Annotated in this window: 13 protein-coding genes; 8 read left to right on the forward strand and 5 right to left on the reverse strand. The window is 74.4% G+C overall.

Annotated features, from left to right (window positions below):
- A partial coding sequence (locus ACWEO5_RS13395) for a DUF4349 domain-containing protein (protein ID WP_452162531.1) occupies positions 1 to 911 on the forward strand: 911 nt, incomplete at its 5' end.
- 17 nt (positions 912 to 928) lie between these two features.
- Here ACWEO5_RS13395 and ACWEO5_RS13400 read toward each other — a convergent pair.
- Both ACWEO5_RS13400 and ACWEO5_RS13405 read right to left on the reverse strand, forming a co-directional pair.
- Positions 929 to 1,171 (reverse strand): hypothetical protein, encoded by a 243-nt coding sequence (locus ACWEO5_RS13400; protein WP_452162532.1) that lies wholly within the window; start codon positions 1,169 to 1,171, stop codon positions 929 to 931.
- Between the two features lie 72 nt (positions 1,172 to 1,243).
- Positions 1,244 to 3,109, reverse strand: coding sequence for an FtsX-like permease family protein (locus ACWEO5_RS13405; protein ID WP_452162533.1), 1,866 nt, complete (start codon positions 3,107 to 3,109; stop codon positions 1,244 to 1,246).
- Between the two features lie 132 nt (positions 3,110 to 3,241).
- Between ACWEO5_RS13405 and ACWEO5_RS13410 the strand changes: the two genes are divergently transcribed.
- Both ACWEO5_RS13410 and ACWEO5_RS13415 read left to right on the forward strand, forming a co-directional pair.
- The gene (locus tag ACWEO5_RS13410; RefSeq protein ID WP_452162534.1) at positions 3,242 to 4,552 is read left to right on the forward strand and encodes a sensor histidine kinase; all 1,311 of its coding nucleotides are present in this window, start codon (positions 3,242 to 3,244) and stop codon (positions 4,550 to 4,552) included.
- The gene (locus tag ACWEO5_RS13415; RefSeq protein WP_452162535.1) at positions 4,480 to 5,151 is read left to right on the forward strand and encodes a response regulator; all 672 of its coding nucleotides are present in this window, start codon (positions 4,480 to 4,482) and stop codon (positions 5,149 to 5,151) included. Before ACWEO5_RS13410 ends, ACWEO5_RS13415 begins: the two co-directional genes overlap by 73 nt.
- Positions 5,152 to 5,351: 200 nt before the next feature.
- On the opposite strand, the gene hemE is transcribed toward ACWEO5_RS13415, so the two are convergent.
- Positions 5,352 to 6,431 carry a uroporphyrinogen decarboxylase gene (gene hemE / locus ACWEO5_RS13420; RefSeq protein ID WP_452162536.1) on the reverse strand — a complete coding sequence of 360 codons (1,080 nt, stop codon included), beginning with the start codon at positions 6,429 to 6,431 and terminating at the stop codon, positions 5,352 to 5,354.
- A gap of 185 nt (positions 6,432 to 6,616) precedes the next feature.
- On the opposite strand from hemE, the gene ACWEO5_RS13425 reads away from it, so the two are divergent.
- From ACWEO5_RS13425 to ACWEO5_RS13445, 5 genes are all read left to right on the forward strand, one after another.
- Positions 6,617 to 7,270 (forward strand): DUF3000 domain-containing protein, encoded by a 654-nt coding sequence (locus ACWEO5_RS13425; RefSeq protein WP_452162537.1) that lies wholly within the window; start codon positions 6,617 to 6,619, stop codon positions 7,268 to 7,270.
- Between the two features lie 425 nt (positions 7,271 to 7,695).
- Positions 7,696 to 8,436, forward strand: a complete 741-nt coding sequence (locus ACWEO5_RS13430; protein WP_033255075.1) for a response regulator transcription factor — start codon at positions 7,696 to 7,698, stop codon at positions 8,434 to 8,436.
- A gap of 248 nt (positions 8,437 to 8,684) precedes the next feature.
- The gene (locus ACWEO5_RS13435) at positions 8,685 to 9,920 is read left to right on the forward strand and encodes an HRDC domain-containing protein (protein WP_452162538.1); all 1,236 of its coding nucleotides are present in this window, start codon (positions 8,685 to 8,687) and stop codon (positions 9,918 to 9,920) included.
- A gap of 328 nt (positions 9,921 to 10,248) precedes the next feature.
- Positions 10,249 to 11,466 carry a thiolase family protein gene (locus ACWEO5_RS13440; RefSeq protein ID WP_033255076.1) on the forward strand — a complete coding sequence of 406 codons (1,218 nt, stop codon included), beginning with the start codon at positions 10,249 to 10,251 and terminating at the stop codon, positions 11,464 to 11,466.
- Between the two features lie 2 nt (positions 11,467 to 11,468).
- Positions 11,469 to 13,595, forward strand: a complete 2,127-nt coding sequence (locus tag ACWEO5_RS13445) for a 3-hydroxyacyl-CoA dehydrogenase NAD-binding domain-containing protein (protein WP_452162539.1) — start codon at positions 11,469 to 11,471, stop codon at positions 13,593 to 13,595.
- Between the two features lie 334 nt (positions 13,596 to 13,929).
- Here the strand turns inward: ACWEO5_RS13445 and ACWEO5_RS13450 are convergent, their stop codons facing one another.
- Entirely contained in the window at positions 13,930 to 15,447 is a 1,518-nt protein-coding gene (locus ACWEO5_RS13450) for an ArnT family glycosyltransferase (RefSeq protein ID WP_452162540.1), read from the reverse strand.
- 133 nt (positions 15,448 to 15,580) lie between these two features.
- Positions 15,581 to 17,482, reverse strand: coding sequence for a 1-deoxy-D-xylulose-5-phosphate synthase (gene dxs, locus ACWEO5_RS13455; RefSeq protein ID WP_452162541.1), 1,902 nt, complete (start codon positions 17,480 to 17,482; stop codon positions 15,581 to 15,583).
- Positions 17,483 to 17,624: the final 142 nt, after the last annotated feature.

The raw sequence follows: 17,624 nt of genomic DNA on the forward strand, positions 1-17,624 counted from the left end.
AGCGGGCGGCGGGCCCGGCGGCGGACGCCCCCGGCAAGGGCGACACCGCGCCCGGGGCCGGCGACACGGCGGGCACGACGGGCGCCGCGGGCGCCCCGGGGACGGACGGCGGGCCGGCGGCGACCGACCGTCGGATCGCCTACCAGGCGCAGCTGACCGTGCAGGTCGACTCGGTGGACGGGGCCCGCACCGAGGCCGTCGACCTGGTCACCGGGGCGGGCGGGTACGTCGCCGGGGAGGAGCTGCGCGGCGGCAAGGGCGACGACGTGCGGTCCACCCTGACCCTCAAGGTCCCGTCCGCGTCCTACCAGGGCACCCTGGACGGGCTGGCCGCGCTCGGCAAGCAGCTCAGCCTCACCAGCAAGGCGGACGACCTCACCCAGCAGATCGCCGACGTCGACAGCCGCCTCAAGTCGATGCAGGCCAGCGTGGACCGGGTGCGGGCGCTGATGGCCGACGCGAAGAGCCTGTCCGAGGTGGTGTCGCTGGAGAGCGAACTGACCCGGCGCGAGTCCGACCTGGAGTCCCTCCAGCGCCAGCAGCAGCAGTTGTCCTCCCGGACCTCGCTGTCCACCGTGACCCTGCAACTGGTGACGCCCGCCCGGCCGCACGTCGCGCCGCACGAGGAGCGGACCGGTTTCTGGGGCTCCGTCGCCCACGCCCTCGCGGCCGGCTGGCACGCCCTGGTCGCCCTGGTCCGCGGCCTGTTGATGGCGCTGGCCGCCGTCGCCCCGTTCCTCGTCCTGCTCGCCCCGCTCGCCTGGCTGCTCCGGCGCCGCCTGCGCTCCCGCCGCGCCGGGGCCCCCGCCGTCCCGCCCCGCCCGACGCACGCGCCGGACGCCGACGCGGACACCGGCGCGGACGCGGACGCCGACCAGGGCGCTGGCGGGGGTGCCGACGGCAGGGCGTGACCCGGGTGGCGGCCCGGTCAGTGGGGGGTCGCGTCCGGCCCGTCCCCGTCGGGGCGGGCCGGGGGCCGGGCGGGCGCCTTCCGCTCCGCCTCCGCCTCCCGACGGCGGGCCTCGCTCCGGTCCACCTGGTTGGCGACGAACAGCACGAAGGTCGACACCGGCATGACCAGCCCGGCGAGCGACCAGTCGTCGCCGAAGACCCCCCTGCCGAACATCCACAGGATCCCCGCCAGGCCGAGCAACCGCAGCAGACAGCTCATGACCCCTCCCCCTGAGGCACGGTAGCCAGCCGGGCGCTCGGTGTAAACAGGGCCGCTGCCGCCCCCGGCCGCCTAACTCGCCTCCACCGCACGGCCCTTGGTGGCGCGCAGGGCCGCGAGCGCCGCGCACGGGACGGTGACCAGGGCGCAGAGCAGGGCGGTGCCGGCGAGGGCGGTCCAGGGGAGGACGAACGGGACGGGGGCGCCCGCGCGGTGCAGGGCGGCGTCCATGGTGGCGCGGGTGGTGAGGGTGGCGGCGGTGCCGAGGAGGGCGCCGACCGCCGTGACGAGGAGCGTCTCGGTGGCGACCAGCCGCAGGACGCGGGCCCGGGTGGCGCCGGCCAGGCGGAGCAGGCCGAACTCGCGGCGGCGGTCGGTGGTGGTGGTGAGCGCGGTGTGGGCGAGGGCGATCGCGGTGTAGAGCAGGGCGAGGGCGAGGACGGCGGCGATCCGGCGGATCCGCTGCGGGTCGTCCGCCGGGTGGTGGGCCGCCAGCCAGGCCGCGCGGGTCTCGGCGGCGGCGCCGTGCGTCCGGGCCAGGGCGGTGACCGCTCCGGCGGGGGCGCCCAGGACGTCGATCCGGTCGGTCCGGGCGCCGGGCGCGTTGCGCGGGGTGACGTAGACGGGGTTGCCGCCCGTCCCCTCGCGCAGGACGGCGGCGACCCGCAGTTCGCGCCGGGTGCCGTCGGCGAGCACCACCCGGACCCGGTCGCCGACCCGCGGGTCCCCCCACTCCGCGGCGATCAGCACGCTGTCGTCGTCGAGCGCCGCGGGGTCGCCGGCCGCGACGGGCAGCCGGGTGGTGGCGGTCAGCGCGGCCGGGTCGGCGACGGCCCGGCCCTCGGCGCGGACGGCCGTCCCGTCGGCCTCGACGACCGCGAGCGGGGTCGCGGCGCTCGGCGAGACGACCGCCCCGGGCAGTGCCCGCAGCGCGGCGGTCAGCCGGTCGGCGCCGTCGGCACCGGGGGTGAGCAGCAGTTCGGCGGCGGTGCGGGTGCGGGCTTCGGCGGCGCGGGCCGCGGCGACGGTGGCGGGGGCGCCGACCAGGGTGCCGGCCAGGGCGGTGGCGAGCAGGACGGGGGCGGCGGTGGCGCCGGTGCGGCGCAGGCCGCCGAGCGCGGCGGCCCGGACCAGCCGGGGCGGCCGGACGGCGGGGCCGGTGAGCAGGCGCAGCAGCGGGCGGGCCAGCGCGGGGGCGAGCAGCGCGGTGGCGGCGATCAGCAGCATCGGCTGCAGGGTGTAGGTCTTGCGGTGCAGCAGTTCGGCGGGGTCGCCGACCAGCGCGGCGGTCACCACGGCGGCGTACCCGGCGAGCAGCGCGAGGGCGGCCAGCCGGCGGCCGGCGGTCATCACCCCCCGGTCGACGTCGGCCTCGCGGAGCGCTTCGAGCGGGCGGACCCGGCCGGCCCGCCGGGCGGCGACGGCGGTGCCCGCGAGGGCGATCAGCGGGCCGGTGCAGAACGCGGTGGCCGACGGCCAGCCGGGGGTGCCGGTCCGGAAGCCGGCCGGGGCGAGGCCGGCGGCGCCGAGCGCGTGCGCCAGGGCGGGGGCGGCGGCCCGGCCGAGCGCGCAGCCGGTGGCGGCGGCGAGCAGGCCGAGCAGCCCGGACTCCAGCAGGACGGTGCGGGTGAGCTGGCCGCGGGTGGCGCCGGCCAGGCGGAGCAGGCCGAACTCGCGGCGGCGCCGGGCGATCCCGTAGGAGGCGGTGGAGGCGACCACGAACCCGGCGGTGAACAGGCTGACCCCGCAGGTGGTGCCGAGTTGGGCGATCAGCGCGGTGCGGTCCTCGCCGGGCGGCAGGCCGGCGGCCGCGGCGAGGCCGGACAGGGTGGCGGCGATCAGCGCGACGCCGAGGGCGAGCGCGGTGAACGCCCCGAGCAGGGCGGTCCGTCCGGCGTGCGGGGAGCGCACGGCGATCCTGGTCAGTGCGGTCGTCATGGGCTCCAGCCAAGCGGCGGGCGGCCGCCCGCACATTGACGCCAGGTCCACCCCGAAGAGTGGAGACAGCCCTACCGACAGCGGCCCGGGCGGGCTCCTAGGGTGGGACCGTCTCGTGGAGGGAGGTGCCGGGTGTCCGGCTGCTGGCGGGCGCTGCGGCGCCCGGGGTTCCTGCTGACGGCCTGGCCGTGGCGTTCGGCGGCGTACCTGCTGGCCTGCGGGCTGTCGGGGGCGGTGCTGTGCGCGGTGCTGCTGCTGTGGGCGGCGGTCGGCGGGGTGCTGTCGGTGCTGCTGGTGGGGGTGCCGCTGCTGGCGGCGCTGCCGCTGGCGGGGCTGGTGTCCGGGGCGTGGGAGCGGCGGCTGGCCCGCTGGATGGGCGGGCCGCCGGTGCCCGATCCGCACCGGGTGCCCGACGGTCCGGGCCCGCGGGCCTGGCTGCGCGCCCGGTACGCCGAGGCGGCGACCTGGCGGGAGGCCGGCGGGGCGGCGCTGTCGGCGTTCCTGCTCTGGCCGCTGGAGCTCTCGGTGGTGGCGGGGGCGCTGCTGCTGCCCGCCTGGCTGGTGACGACGCCGCTCCAACTGGCCCTGGACGGCGAGCAGGTGAACGTGCTGAAGGTCTGGCAGCTGCACGCCGCGGGCCCGGCCTGGGCGGTGGCGGCGGCGGGCGCGGCGCTGCTGGCCCTGGCCGGGTACCCGCTGACGGTCGCGGCGGGCGCCCGGGCCGCGCTGGCCCGGCTGCTGGCGGGCGGTCAGGAGCGGGTCGGCGAGCTGGTCCGCTCCCGGGCCCGGCTGGTGGACGCGTTCGAGGCCGAGCGCCGCCGAATAGAGCGGGACCTGCACGACGGCGCGCAGCAGCGGCTGGTCGCCCTGTCGATGTCGCTGGGCCTGGCCCGGCTGGACGCGCCACCGGGCGGTCCGCTGGCCCACCGGCTGGCCGCGGCGCACGCCGAGGCGGACGCGGCGCTGGCCGAGCTGCGCGAGCTGGTGCACGGCATCCACCCCCGGGTGCTCGCCGACCGCGGCCTGCCGGACGCCTGCGCCGACCTGGCGGACCGCTCGGTGCTGCCCGTCGCGGTGGACGTCTCGCTCCCGGGCCGGCTGCCGGCGGCCGTCGAGTCGGCGGGCTACTTCGCGGTCGCCGAGGCGCTGGCGAACGCGGCCCGGCACGGCGGCGGGTCGACGGCCCGGGTGCACGGCCGCTGGTCCGCCGGCCGCCTGCGGCTCGACGTCGCGGACGACGGCACCGGCGGCGCCGACCCCGCCCGCGGCACCGGGCTGACGGGGCTGGCCGACCGGGTCGCGGTGGTGGGCGGCAGACTGTCCGTCAGCAGCCCGCCGGGCGGCCCGACCCTGCTGCGTGTGGAGATCCCGTGCACCCCGACGACCGACGACCGCTCCGCCTCGTCCTCGCCGAGGACTCCGTCCTCCTCCGGGAGGGCCTGATCGGCCTGCTGGAGCGCTTCGGCCACTCCGTCGCGGCGGCGGTCGGCGACGCGGACGCCCTGCTCGCGGCGGTCGCCGAGCACCGCCCCGACCTGGTCCTGACCGACGTCCGGATGCCCCCCGGCCTCGCCGACGAGGGCCTGCGCGCCGCGCTGCGGCTGCGCGCCGAGGAGCCGGCCCGGCCGGTCCTGGTCCTCAGCCAGTACGTGCAGCGCTCCTACGCGGCCGACCTGCTGGCCAGCGGCGACGGCTCGGGCGTCGGCTACCTGCTCAAGGACCGGGTCGGCCACGTCGAGGAGTTCCTGGCCGCGGTCGACACCGTCGCCGCGGGCGGCACGGTGGTCGACCCCGAGGTGGTCCGCCGCCTGCTGACCCGCCGCCGCGACCCGCTGCAACGGCTCACCCCCCGCGAGCGCGAGGTCCTCGAACTCATGGCCCGGGGCTGCTCGAACGCGGAGATCTGCCGCCGCCTGACGGTCTCGGAGGCCGCGACCTCCAAGCACATCGGCAGCATCCTGCTCAAACTCGACCTGCCCCCCGCCGAGGACACCCACCGCCGCGTCCTGGCCGTCCTCGCCCACCTCGGCGCGGACGAATAGAGCAGTACGAACGGCGGGATGCGCGATCAGGGGCCCGGGGAACGGCGGGGCCGTGCTGCTGACGGCCGGAGCCCATCGGAGTGTCCGTGCTGCTGCGTTTCTCGAACAGAACCGGAAGCCGATGCGCGCTCCGGCAGTGAACCGTCAGCGGACTGGGCCTCGCCGTTCCCCGAGCCCCTGGAGGTGCTCTCCGAAGAGCCCTACCTCGCGCTCGCCTCGTGGACGAAGGCGACCAGCCGGGTGAGCGCGTCCGGGTCCATGGTGGGCATGACGCCGTGGCCGAGGTTGAAGATGTGGTGGCTGCCGCCCAGGGCCTGGGCCGCGTGCAGGACTTCGCGGGCCTTGGTCTCGACGACGTGGGTGGGGGCGTAGAGGACGGCGGGGTCGAGGTTGCCCTGCAGGCCCTTGCCGGGACCGACCCGGTTGGCGGCCTCGTCGAGCGGGACGCGCCAGTCGACGCCGACGATGTCCGCGCCGGCCTGGCCCATCAGGCCGAGCAGTTCGCCGGTGTTGACGCCGAAGTGGATCCGCGGGACGCCGTAGGGCTCGACCGCGTCGAAGACCTTCGCGCTGGCGGGCATCACGGAGCGGCGGTACTCGTCGGGAGCGAGCGCGCCCGCCCAGGAGTCGAAGAGCTGGACCGCCGAGGCGCCCGCCTCGATCTGGATCTTCAGGAAGGCGGAGGTGATCTGCGCGAGCCGGTCGACGAGCTCGGCCCACAGCTCCGGCTCGCCGTACATCATCGCCTTGGTGTTCTCGTACGACTTCGAGGGGCCGCCCTCGATCAGGTAGCTGGCCAGCGTGAAGGGCGCGCCGGCGAAGCCGATCAGCGGGGTGGCGCCGAGTTCGGCGACCAGCAGGCCGACCGCCTCGGTGATGTAGGGCATGTCGTCGGGTTCGAGCGGGCGCAGCCGCTGGAGGTCCGCCCGGGTGCGGATCGGGTCGGCGATGACCGGGCCGACGCCGCCCTTGATCTCGACGTCGATGCCGACGGCCTTGAGCGGGACGACGATGTCGGAGAAGAAGATGGCCGCGTCGACCTTGTGCCGGCGCACCGGCTGCAGGGTGATCTCCTGGACCAGGTCGGGCCGCATGCAGGCGTCGAGCATCGGGACGCCCTCGCGCACCTTGAGGTACTCGGGCAGCGAGCGGCCGGCCTGCCGCATGAACCAGACGGGGGTGTGCGGCACCGGCTCGTTGCGGGCGGCGCGCAGGAAGACGGAGTCGTACGCGGCGCCGCGGGGCCGCTGACCGGACTGGGCTGCGGGGGTCTCACTCACGGGTCACATCCTCGCACGCGGCCGGTGCGCCCCCGTCCGGACGGAGGGCGCGGACCGGCAAAACGGACACCTCGGACGGTGCTCGCACGAGCGGCGGTCGCGACCTGGTCGATTTCCGGGTTTTCGGCACGCCGGAGGTACGAAAGTGCTCGGATTGCGGGTCCGCGCCGCCTAGGCTTCCGGTCATGGCAGCGGTCGGCGGGCAATCCGCGCAGGGTGGAGGAACGGGCAGGGAGTCGGCGCCGATCGAGTTCCGCGACGCGGTCGAGGCGCTGACCGGGGCGCGGTTGCGTCCCGAGGTACGGCTGTCCCCGCAGCCCGCCCCCCGTCGGCTGGCCCCGTACTCCTTCGCGCTCTCCGCCTCGGTCGAGGTGGACGGCGAGGAACTGGCGGACGGCACCCTGGTGCTGCTGCACGACCCGGCCGCGCCGGAGGCGTGGAACGGGGACTTCCGGGTGGTCACCATGACCCGGGCCGAGCTGGAGCCGGAGATGGCGGGCGACCCGCTGCTGTCCGAGGTCGGCTGGACCTGGCTGCTGGACGCGCTGCAGGCGCAGGCCGCCGGGTACGCCGAGCCGTCCGGCACGGTGACCAGGTGCCACTCGCAGTACTTCGGGGCGCTGGCCGAGCGCGGCGCGTCCACCGAGATCGAACTGCGGGCGTCCTGGACTCCGGCCGACCGCCGCTTCGAGCGGCACCTGGCCGCCTGGGCCGACCTGCTGTGCGTGTGCGCGGGGCTGCCGCCGTCCGCGCCGGCGCCGCTGCCGGCCGACGGGCCGGTCGCGCTGGGCGGAGTGGTGCCGATGCCGGCCCGCCGCCGGCCGCGCAACTCGCACTGACCCCGACCGCGCCGCCGGCCCGGCCGGCCCCGGTCCCGTCCGCTCCCCCGGTGGCCGCCGACCCCGTCGGCGGCCACCGGCCGCTGAGCGGCCGTCAGGCGTTCCGGACACCTCAGGGGGACAACCCCGCGCCCCGGGACCGGTGCCACCCGCAGGACTGACGGAGTGTGACTTCCCTGGCACTCTTGGTCAATTACCTGCGCGTTCACGATCGACATGTCGTCGATATCGATCGAACCTGTGCGATTTCCAGGCATGTCGTACCGGTCATCTGCGCGATTTGTCCGTATTGTTACTCACCAGATCGTGATCACCCGCTAAAGCCGGGCACGGTTGATGCCGAAGGTGTCAGTGACCCTTTCCAGACGCGGAACGCTCCGACCGCCCCCTCGGGGTTCGTCCGCCACTCCCCCCGGAGGCCTCAGGTGTCGGTCCTTCTTGAGCACCCCGCAAGCGTGGTCGCCTACCGTCCGACGAAGCCCACCGCCATGGTGGTCATCGCAGATCCCCGGGTCCGGAACACGGTGACCCGGCACCTATGGGCGCTCGGTGTCCGCGACGTCATCGAGGTCTCCTCGATCGCCGAGGCCCGGCCGCGGGTCTCCACCCCGCGCGACATCTGCATCGCGGACGTGCACCTGCCCGACGGTTCCGGCCTGACCGTGCTGGCCGAGACCCGCGCCGCGGGCTGGCCCAACGGCCTGGCGCTGTCCGCCGCCGACGACATCGGCGCGGTCCGCTCGGCGCTGGCCGGCGGCGTCAAGGGCTACGTGGTGACCGGTACCCGCACCAACATGCCGATGCCCGGCCGCCCCGGCCTGCCGATCGGCGCCGGCCTGGCCGGCCGGATGCGCCGCCCCGGCATCCCCGGCCACCACCACCCCGGTGCGCCCGGCCACCACGGCGCCCCCGGCCAGCCCGGTGCCGCCCCCGGCGCCCCGGGTGCGCCCGGCGCGCAGCCGTCCGCCTACCGCGAGCTGTCCGGCCGCGAGGTGGAGGTGCTGCGCCTGGTCGCCGAGGGCCAGTCGAACAAGGCGATCGGCGTGGCGATGGGCCTGTCGGCGCTGACGGTGAAGAGCCACCTGGCGCGCATCGCCCGCAAGCTGGGCACCGGCGACCGGGCCGGCATGGTGGCCGTGGCGCTGCGCACCGGCATCATCCACTGACCCGCATCGTCGCTGGTGGCGGCCCGGAGGAACGTTTCCTCCGGGCCGTCGCCGTGCCCGCCCGGCACCCGCCCCGGGCCCGCCCCGCGGCGGGCCTCCGCGCCGACCGTGACGGCCCGTCAGCGGGACCGCGCACCGCACCGGCGCGGCCCCCGGGCCCCGGACCAACCGGGGCTGGCATATGTCCGAACATCGTCCGACCAGTCAGACAACACTCCCGGCGGCGACACACGACGTACCCTTGGGGGGTGACCGACGCCGTAGCCTCCATCCCCGAAGAGACCGCCCCGGTTCCGCTCCTCGAACCCAGGGACGGACTCCCACCGGTGGTGTCCGACGAAGCGACCCTCGCCGCCGTCGTCGAGTCCCTCCGCGGCGGCACCGGGCCGGTCGCCGTCGACGCCGAGCGCGCCTCCGGCTACCGCTACGGCCAGCGCGCCTACCTGATCCAGCTGCGCCGCCAGGGCGCGGGCACCGCGCTGATCGACCCGATCGCCTGCCCCGACCTGACCGGCCTGAACACCGCGCTCGCCGACGCCGAGTGGGTCGTGCACGCCGCCACCCAGGACCTGCCCTGCCTGTTCGAGGTCGGCATGCACCCGGGCGTGCTCTTCGACACCGAACTGGCCGGCCGGCTCGCCGGGTTCCCCCGGGTCGGCCTCGGCCCGATGACCGAGAACGTGCTGGGCCTGTCGCTGGCCAAGGAGCACTCCGCGGTCGACTGGTCCACCCGCCCGCTGCCCGAGCCCTGGCTGCGCTACGCCGCGCTGGACGTCGAGGTGCTGGTCGACCTGCGGGACGCGCTGGAGGCCGAGCTCGACCGGCAGGGCAAGCTCGACTGGGCCCACCAGGAGTTCGCCGCGCTGGCCGCCGCGCCCCGCCCCGCCCCGCGGGTCGACCCCTGGCGGCGCACTTCCCAGCTGCACAAGGTCCGCCGCCGCCGGCAGCTGGCCGCCGTCCGCGAGATGTGGCTCACCCGGGACCGGATCGCCCGCGAGCGGGACGTCTCCCCCGGCCGGGTGCTGCCCGACGCCGCGATCGTGAACGCCGCGCTCGCCATGCCCGCCAACGCGCCCGCGCTGATCGCCGTCCAGGGCTTCGGGCCCCGGGTCAACCGCCGCCAGCTCGACCAGTGGCTGGCCGCGATCGAGCGCGCCCGGGAGATCCCCGAGGCCGCGCTGCCGCCCGCGACCGCCCCGCACGACGGGCCGCCGCCGCCGCGCGCCTGGGCCGAGAAGGACCCGGTCGCCGCGGCCCGGCTCAGCGGCGCCCGGGCCGCCGTCACCGCCCTCGCCGAACAGCACCACCTCCCGGCGGAGAACCTGATCACCCCGGACCTGGTCCGCCGCGTCGCCTGGGAGCCCCCGGCCGAGCCGGACGCCGAGACCATCGGCCTCGCCCTGCGCGCGCTGGGCGCCCGCGCCTGGCAGACCGAGCTGGTGGGGCCGGCTCTGGAGAAGGCGTTCCGGGAGGCGTCCGCGTAAGCCTGCCGGTGCTCGGCGGAGCGCGCGTGCAGGGGCCCGGCAAGAACGGCGGGAGGCGAAACCAGGGGCTCGGGGAACGGCGAGCCCGTGGCTGCTGACGGTTCACTGCCGTGGCGCGCATCGGCTTCTGGTTCCTGTTACGGCACGCAGCAGCACGGACCTTCGACGGGCTCCGGCCGTCAGCAGCACGGACCCGCCGTTCCCCGGGCCCCTGAATGCGCACCCCGCTGTTCTTGCCGGGCGTTGTTACTCATGGGTAGATTGGTGGGCGTAGCGGCGCCGCTGGTGCGTGCGCTCACTGTCATGTCCCCCTGGGAGGAGAGCCCCCGTGCCTCGTACCGCGAGGGACGTCGTCTTCGTCGACGGCGTCCGCACCCCGTTCGGCAAGGCCGGCCCGAAGGGCATCTACCACGAGACGCGCGCCGACGACCTGGTCGTCAAGTGCATCCGTGAGCTCGTGCGCCGCAACCCGAGCCTGCCCGTCGAGCGGATCGACGAGGTCGCCGTCGCGGCCACCACGCAGATCGGCGACCAGGGCCTGACCATCGGCCGCACCGCCGCGCTGCTCTCCGGCCTGCCGAAGTCCGTCCCGGGCTACGCGATCGACCGGATGTGCGCCGGAGCGATGACGGCGGTCACCACCACCGCGGGCGGCATCGCCTTCGGCGCGTACGACGTCGTGGTCGCCGGTGGCGTCGAGCACATGGGACGGCACCCGATGGGCGAGGGCGTGGACCCGAACCCGCGGTTCGTCTCGGAGAAGCTGGTCGACGAGTCCGCCCTGTTCATGGGCATGACCGCGGAGAACCTGCACGACCGCTTCCCGCACATCACCAAGGAGCGCTGCGACGCGTTCGCGGTGCGCTCGCAGGAGAAGGCCGCCAAGGCGTACGCCAACGGCGACATCCAGCCGGACCTGGTGCCGATCGCGGTCCGCAACACCAACCCCGAGGTCGGCGAGACCGGCTGGGGCCTGGCGACGGTGGACGAGCCGCTGCGCCCGGGCACCACGATGGAGTCGCTGGCGGGCCTGAAGACCCCGTTCCGTCCGCACGGCAACGTCACCGCGGGCAACGCGGCCGGCCTGAACGACGGCGCCACCGCCTCGCTGCTGGCCGCCGAGGACGTGGCCCGCGAACTGGGCCTGCCGGTCAAGATGCGCCTGGTGAGCTACGCGTTCGCGGGCGTCGAGCCCGAGGTGATGGGCATCGGCCCCGTCCCGGCGACCGAGAAGGCGCTGGCCAAGGCCGGCCTGACCATCGACGACATCGGCGCGTTCGAGGTCAACGAGGCCTTCGCGGTGCAGGTGCTGGCGTTCCTGGACCACTACGGCATCGCGGACGACGACGAGCGGGTCAACCCGTACGGCGGCGCCATCGCGTTCGGCCACCCGCTGGCCTCCTCGGGCGTGCGCCTGATGACCCAGCTGGCCCGCCGCTTCGAGCAGCGTCCCGACGTCCGCTACGGCATCACCACCATGTGCATCGGCTTCGGCATGGGCGGCACCGTCATCTGGGAGAACCCCCACTTCGAGGGTGGTAAGTGACCATGAGCACCACTGAACTGCTGCAGCGCGCCGCCGGGCTGTTCCCCGGCGAGGTCGTCACCACCGCGCACGTGCGCCACCTGGACCTGCCGCTGCGGGCCGGCAAGCTGGCGCTGATCACCCTCGACAACGGCTTCGACCACACCAAGCCGACCACCTTCGGCCCCGGCTCGCTGGCCAAGCTCTCCGAGGCGCTGGACCAGGTCGAGGCGGAGGCGGCCGAGGGCAAGGTGGTCGCGGTCGCGATCACCGGCAAGCCGTTCATCTTCGCGGTCGGCGCCGACCTCAAGGGCGTCGAGCTGCTCACCGAGCACGCCGACGCGCTGGCCATCGGCAAGGGCGGCCACGACGTCTTCAAGCGGATCGCCGCGCTGCCCGTCCCGTCCTTCGCGTTCTACAACGGCGCGGCGATGGGCGGCGGCGTCGAGGTCGGCCTGCACTGCACCTACCGCACCGTCAGCGCGGGCGTCCCGGCGTTCTCGCTGCCCGAGGTCTTCCTCGGCCTGGTGCCCGGCTGGGGCGGCTGCACCCTGCTGCCGAACCTGATCGGCCCCGCCAAGGCGGTCAAGGTCATCGTCGAGAACGCGATGGCCCAGAACCGGCAGCTCAAGGGCAAGGACGTGTTCGAGCTCGGCATCGCGGACGCGATCTTCGAGCCGGCCGACTTCCTGGAGCAGTCGCTGCTGTGGGCCGCGAAGGTGCTCACCGGCGGCGTCACCGTCGAGCGCGAGGAGTTCGACCGCGGCAAGGCGTGGGACGACGCCGTGCTGTGGGGCCGCTGGGTCGCCGACGCCAAGGTGCACGGGGCCGCCCCGGCCGCCTACAAGGCGCTGGACATCATCCAGCAGGCCAAGGACGGCGACCTGCAGGCCGGCTTCGACGCCGAGGACGCCGCGCTCGCCGACCTGATCATGAGCGGTGAGCTGCGCGCCGGGCTGTACGCCTTCAACCTGGTGCAGCGCCGCGCCAAGCGGCCGTTCGGCGCGCCGGACAAGTCGCTGGCCCGCCCGGTCTCCAAGGTCGGCGTGGTCGGCGCCGGCCTGATGGCCTCCCAGCTGGCGCTGCTGTTCGCCCGCCGGCTGGAGGTGCCGGTGGTGCTCACCGACATCGACCAGGAGCGGATCGACAAGGGCGTCGGCTACGTCCACGCCGAGATCGACAAGCTGCTCGACAAGGGCCGGATCGGCAAGGACAAGGCCAACAAGCTCAAGGGCCTGGTCTCCGGCCACCTCGACAAGGCCGTCGCGTTCGGCGACGCCGACTTCGTGATCGAGGCCGTCTTCGAGGAGATGGGCGTCAAGCAGAAGGTGTTCGCCGAACTGGAGGCGGTGGTCTCGCCGACCGCCGTGCTGGCCACCAACACCTCCTCGCTGTCGGTCACCGAGATGGCCTCCAAGCTCCAGCACCCGGAGCGCGTGGTCGGCTTCCACTTCTTCAACCCGGTCGCGATCCTCCCGCTGCTGGAGATCGTCCGGGCCGAGCAGACCGACGACGCCTCGCTGGCCACCGCGTTCGGCGTCGCCAAGAAGCTGAAGAAGACCGCGGTGCTCGCCAAGGACGCCCCCGCGTTCGTGGTCAACCGGATCCTGACCCGCTTCATGGGCGAGATCCAGAGCATCATCGACGAGGGCACCCCGTTCGAGACCGTCGAGGCCGCGGTCAAGCCGCTCGGCCTGCCGATGTCCCCGATCGCCCTGCTCGAACTGGTCGGCCCGGCCATCGCCCTGCACGTCTCCGAGACCCTGCACGGTGCCTTCCCGGAGCGGTTCGCCGTCTCCGCGAACCTCGGCAAGGTCGTCGAGGCCGGCAAGCGCGGCTTCTACGTCTGGCAGGACGGCGCCCAGGTCCTCGACCCCGAGGTGCTGGCCCTCCTCACCATCGGCGACAGCGTCCTCACCGAGGAGCAGGTGCGCGCCCGCGCCCTGGAGGCCGTCGCCCAGGAGATCGGCCTGATGCTGGAGGAGGGCGTGGTCGGCGAGGCCCAGGACATCGACCTCTGCATGATCACCGGCGCCGGCTGGCCCTTCCACCTCGGCGGCATCACCCCCTACCTCGACCGCGAGGGCGTCTCCGAGCGCGTCAACGGCAAGAAGTTCCTGGCCCCCGGCCTGGCTTCGGTCCCCGCCTGACGCGACACCGCGAGGCCGCCGGGCGGCACCCGTTCCACTGCGGAAGGGGTGCCGCCCGGCGGCTCTTCTGTATGCTGCCGGCCTTTCCGGACGAGGGGGCGTGGGGCACGTGCTGGTGCCAGGGGCTCGGGGAACGGCGAGGCCCAGGCTACTGGCGGTGCACTGCCGTGGCGCGCGTCTGCTTCCGGTTCTGTTCAAGACACGCAGCAGCACGGACCTTCGATGGGCTCCGGCCGTCAGCAGCATCGACCCGCCGTTCCCCGGGCCCCTGGTGGTGCATGCCCGTCTGCCGACAGTTGCCCGGGCCCCTGATTTCGCCTCTCGCCGTTCTCGGCTACTTGCCCTTGAGGCGGTAGATGACCGTGTCGCCGGTGACGCCGACGACCTCGTAGTAGGTGTCGAGGAGGCTGGCGATCCGCGGGACCTTGTCGGGTTGGTAGGGGGCGGTGCCGGAGTCGTCGACGAAGACACGGGGGAGGCCGTTGGTGGTGATCTCGGTGTCGAAGGTCTGCCAGGCGTCGGAGACGGAGTACTCCTCACCGACCTTCTCGCCGCCCTTGCCGCCGCTGAAGTTGGTGAGGAAGCCGGCGGTGAGGTAGCGGCTGGCGGGGCGGCGGTCGGCGAGCCAGTAGAGCTCGGGGTGCATGCCCCAGACCAGGACGGTGTCCTTGGGGGTGGTCTGGGCGGCGACGGCGGTGGCGACCTCGGTGGTCTGGGTGAGGCGCTGGCCGGGCCAGAAGACGGCGAGGGCGAGGAAGGAGGTGCTGGCGAGGGCGGAGTACGCGGCGACCGGGCGCCAGGGGACGGTGGAGGTGGCGACCGCGCCGACGCCGAGCAGGACCAGCGGGGGCATCAGCTGGAGGTAGTAGTGGCCGAAGAAGTGGAAGCCGACCGAGACGGCGATGGCCGAAGAGAGCAGCCACACCCACAGGTCGGCGGTGGATCCGCGTTCGGGGCCGCGGGCGGGGAGGGGCCGGCGGCGGCGGCGCAGCCACAGGCGGTGGGCGTGGGGCAGCAGGAAGGCGAGGGCGGCGCTCATCAGGATCGCCGAGTTGCCGAGCGCCCGGCCGAGCATCTGCGGCCAGTTGTTGCCGAGTCCGGCGTAGTCGCCGGAGCCGGTGACGACCCAGAACAGGAAGCCCTTGGGCTTGGTGAGGATGGCGGCGACCAGCGCTATCGGCAGGGCGAAGCCAAAGCCGATCTTGGCGAGGGCCTGCGGCCAGGGAACGCCGCGGCGGCGGGTGTCCTGGAGGAGCATCCAGAGCACCGGGAGCATCACGGCGCCGCCGGTCTGCTTGGTGAGCGAGCAGAGGGAGACGGCGATGCCGGCGGCCAGCCAGCGGCGGCGTTCCGCGTAGCGGAAGGCGAGCACCATGGCGGGCAGCATGAAGACTTCGAAGGTGGCGGCCTGGGTGTCCTCCGGGGAGAGGCCGATGGAGACCAGGAGGTAGAGGGCGCCGGCGTAGCGTCCGGCCCGGTCGCCCCAGCGGCCGCGGGCGATGGAGGCGAGCAGGACGGCGGTGGTGAGGTGGGCGCCGATCGCCAGGGCGCGCAGCGGCCAGAGCGAGACGGAGCCGAAGAGGGCGAAGCACGCCTCGTACAGCCAGGGCAGCAGCGGGGGCTTGCGGTCGACGACGGTGTCGTAGAGGACGCCGCCGTCGGCGAGCATCCGGGCCTGGGTGGCCAGGTAGCCCTCGTCGGGGCTCCACACCGGGCGGAGGAAGGACGGGAGGTGGGTGACGGTGGCCAGGACCGCGAGCAGCGGGACCAGTCTGGTCCAGTACCCGGCGCGGACGTGCCCGTGGAGGCGGTCGGCGAAGGCGCGTGGGCGGCTCGTGGCGGTGTTGGACACGGATGACAACCTACCGGGCGCGAACGGGCGGAGGAGCACCAGTCCAGGAATGAGTATGACGGTCCGACAATGGGCGCACCGGCGGGCCGTCGTTGCGGCTCCCGGACGGTGCGCCCACGGAGGTTCCGGAGGATCAGCTCCGGGCGAAGGAGCGGGCGCTGATCAGTGCTTCGATCTTCGCGGCGATCGCCGGGCCGGTGAGCCCGATCTCCGTCATGATCTCGGCGCGCGAGGCGTGGTCGAGGAACTCCTGCGGGATGCCGAAGTCGCGCAGCGGGACGTCCACGTCGGCGTCGCGCAGGGCCTGGGCGATCGCGGAGCCGACGCCGCCGGCCCGGCCGTTGTCCTCGACGGTGACCACCAGGCGGTGCTGGGCGGCCAGGCCGGGCAGCGCGGCGTCCACCGGCTTCACCCAGCGCGGGTCGACGACGGTGCTGGTGACGCCCTGCTCGGCGAGCAGTTCGGCGGCCTCCAGGCAGATCGGGGCCATTGCGCCGACCGAGACGATCAGCACGTCGGCGGCCCGGTCCGCGGAGTCCTGCTCGGGGCGGCGCAGCACGTCCATGCCGCCGACCTTGCCGACGGCGGGCACCGACGGGCCGACGCTGCCCTTGGAGTAGCGGACCACGGTGGGGGCGTCGGCCACCTCGACGGCCTCGCGCAGCTGCAGGCGGACCTGTTCGGCGTCGCGCGGGGCGGCCAGCCGCAGGCCGGGGACGACCTGGAGGATGGACATGTCCCACATGCCGTTGTGCGAGGCGCCGTCGGTGCCGGTGACGCCGGCCCGGTCGAGCACGAAGGTGACGCCGAGCCGGTGCAGGGCGACGTCCATCAGGACCTGGTCGAAGGCCCGGTTCAGGAAGGTCGCGTAGACCGCGACGACCGGGTGCAGGCCGTTGGTGGCCAGGCCGGCGGCGCACACGGCGGCGTGCTGCTCGGCGATGCCGACGTCGAAGATCCGCTCGGGGTACGCCTTGGCGAACGGGGCCAGGCCGACGGGGTGCAGCATCGCGGCGGTGATCGCGACGATGTCGCGGCGCTCGCGGCCGAGCGCGACCATCTCCTCGCCGAACACGGACGTCCAGTCCTTGCCGGAGGTCTTCACCGGCAGGCCGGTGTCGGGGTGGATCACGCCGACCGCGTGGAAGCGGTCCTCGTCGTTGTTCTCGGCGGCGTGGTAGCCGCGGCCCTTCTCGGTGATGCAGTGCACGATGACCGGGCCGCCGAAGCCGCGCGCCTTGGTGAAGGCGGACTCCAGGGCCTGCAGGTCGTGGCCGTCGATCGGGCCGATGTACTTGAGGCCGAGGTCCTCGAACATGCCCTGCGGGGCGATGAAGTCCTTCAGGCCCTTCTTGGCGCCGTGCAGGGTGTCGAACATCGCCTGGCCGACCACGGGGGTGCGCTGCAGGGCGTCCTTGCCCCAGGACAGGAAGCGCTCGTAGCCCTGGGTGGTGCGCAGCGTGGAGAGGTGGTTGGCGAGGCCGCCGATGGTCGGCGAGTAGGAGCGCTCGTTGTCGTTGACGACGATGACGATCGGCAGGTCGCGGCTGTCGGCGATGTTGTTGAGCGCCTCCCAGGCCATGCCGCCGGTGAGCGCGCCGTCGCCGATCACGGCGACCACGGGGCGGTCCTTGTGGCCCTGGATCTTGTTGGCCTTGGCCAGGCCGTCGGCGTAGCCGAGCACCGTGGAGGCGTGCGAGTTCTCGATCACGTCGTGCTCGGACTCGGTGCGCGAGGGGTAGCCGGACAGGCCGCCCTTCATCTTGAGCCGGGAGAAGTCCTGCCGGCCGGTCAGCAACTTGTGGACGTAGCTCTGGTGGCCGGTGTCGAAGAGGATGCGGTCGCGCGGGGAGTCGAAGACCCGGTGCATCGCGAGCGTGAGCTCGACCACGCCGAGGTTGGGGCCGAGGTGGCCGCCGGTCTTGGAGACCTCCTCCACCAGGAAGCCGCGGATCTCCTCGGCGAGCGCCGCCAGCTGCGCGGGCGTGAGTCGATCGAGATCGCGCGGTCCCCGAATGCGGGTCAGCAGGGCCACCCGTTCCTCCTCGTCCAAGTTCTCGCGCCCGCATGGGCCCGGAGGGCGTACGCCCCGCTTGAGTCTAATGTCCATTACCGGCCCGTAGTGCGGCGGGCAACCCGACCAGCTCTTCGGGTGGCCGTGCGCGGAACGCGCCGAA

This window comes from Kitasatospora sp. NPDC004272 (genome assembly GCF_053603035.1).

What these genes read in the sequence shown, in the direction of transcription:
- ACWEO5_RS13400 (WP_452162532.1), bottom strand. Translation starts at nt 1,171, where the DNA reads ATGAGCTGTCTGCTGCGGTTGCTCGGCCTGGCGGGGATCCTGTGGATG.
- ACWEO5_RS13405 (WP_452162533.1), bottom strand. Translation starts at nt 3,109, where the DNA reads ATGACGACCGCACTGACCAGGATCGCCGTGCGCTCCCCGCACGCCGGA.
- ACWEO5_RS13425 (WP_452162537.1), top strand. Translation starts at nt 6,617, where the DNA reads ATGGCAGCGGTCGGCGGGCAATCCGCGCAGGGTGGAGGAACGGGCAGG.
- ACWEO5_RS13445 (WP_452162539.1), top strand. Translation starts at nt 11,469, where the DNA reads ATGAGCACCACTGAACTGCTGCAGCGCGCCGCCGGGCTGTTCCCCGGC.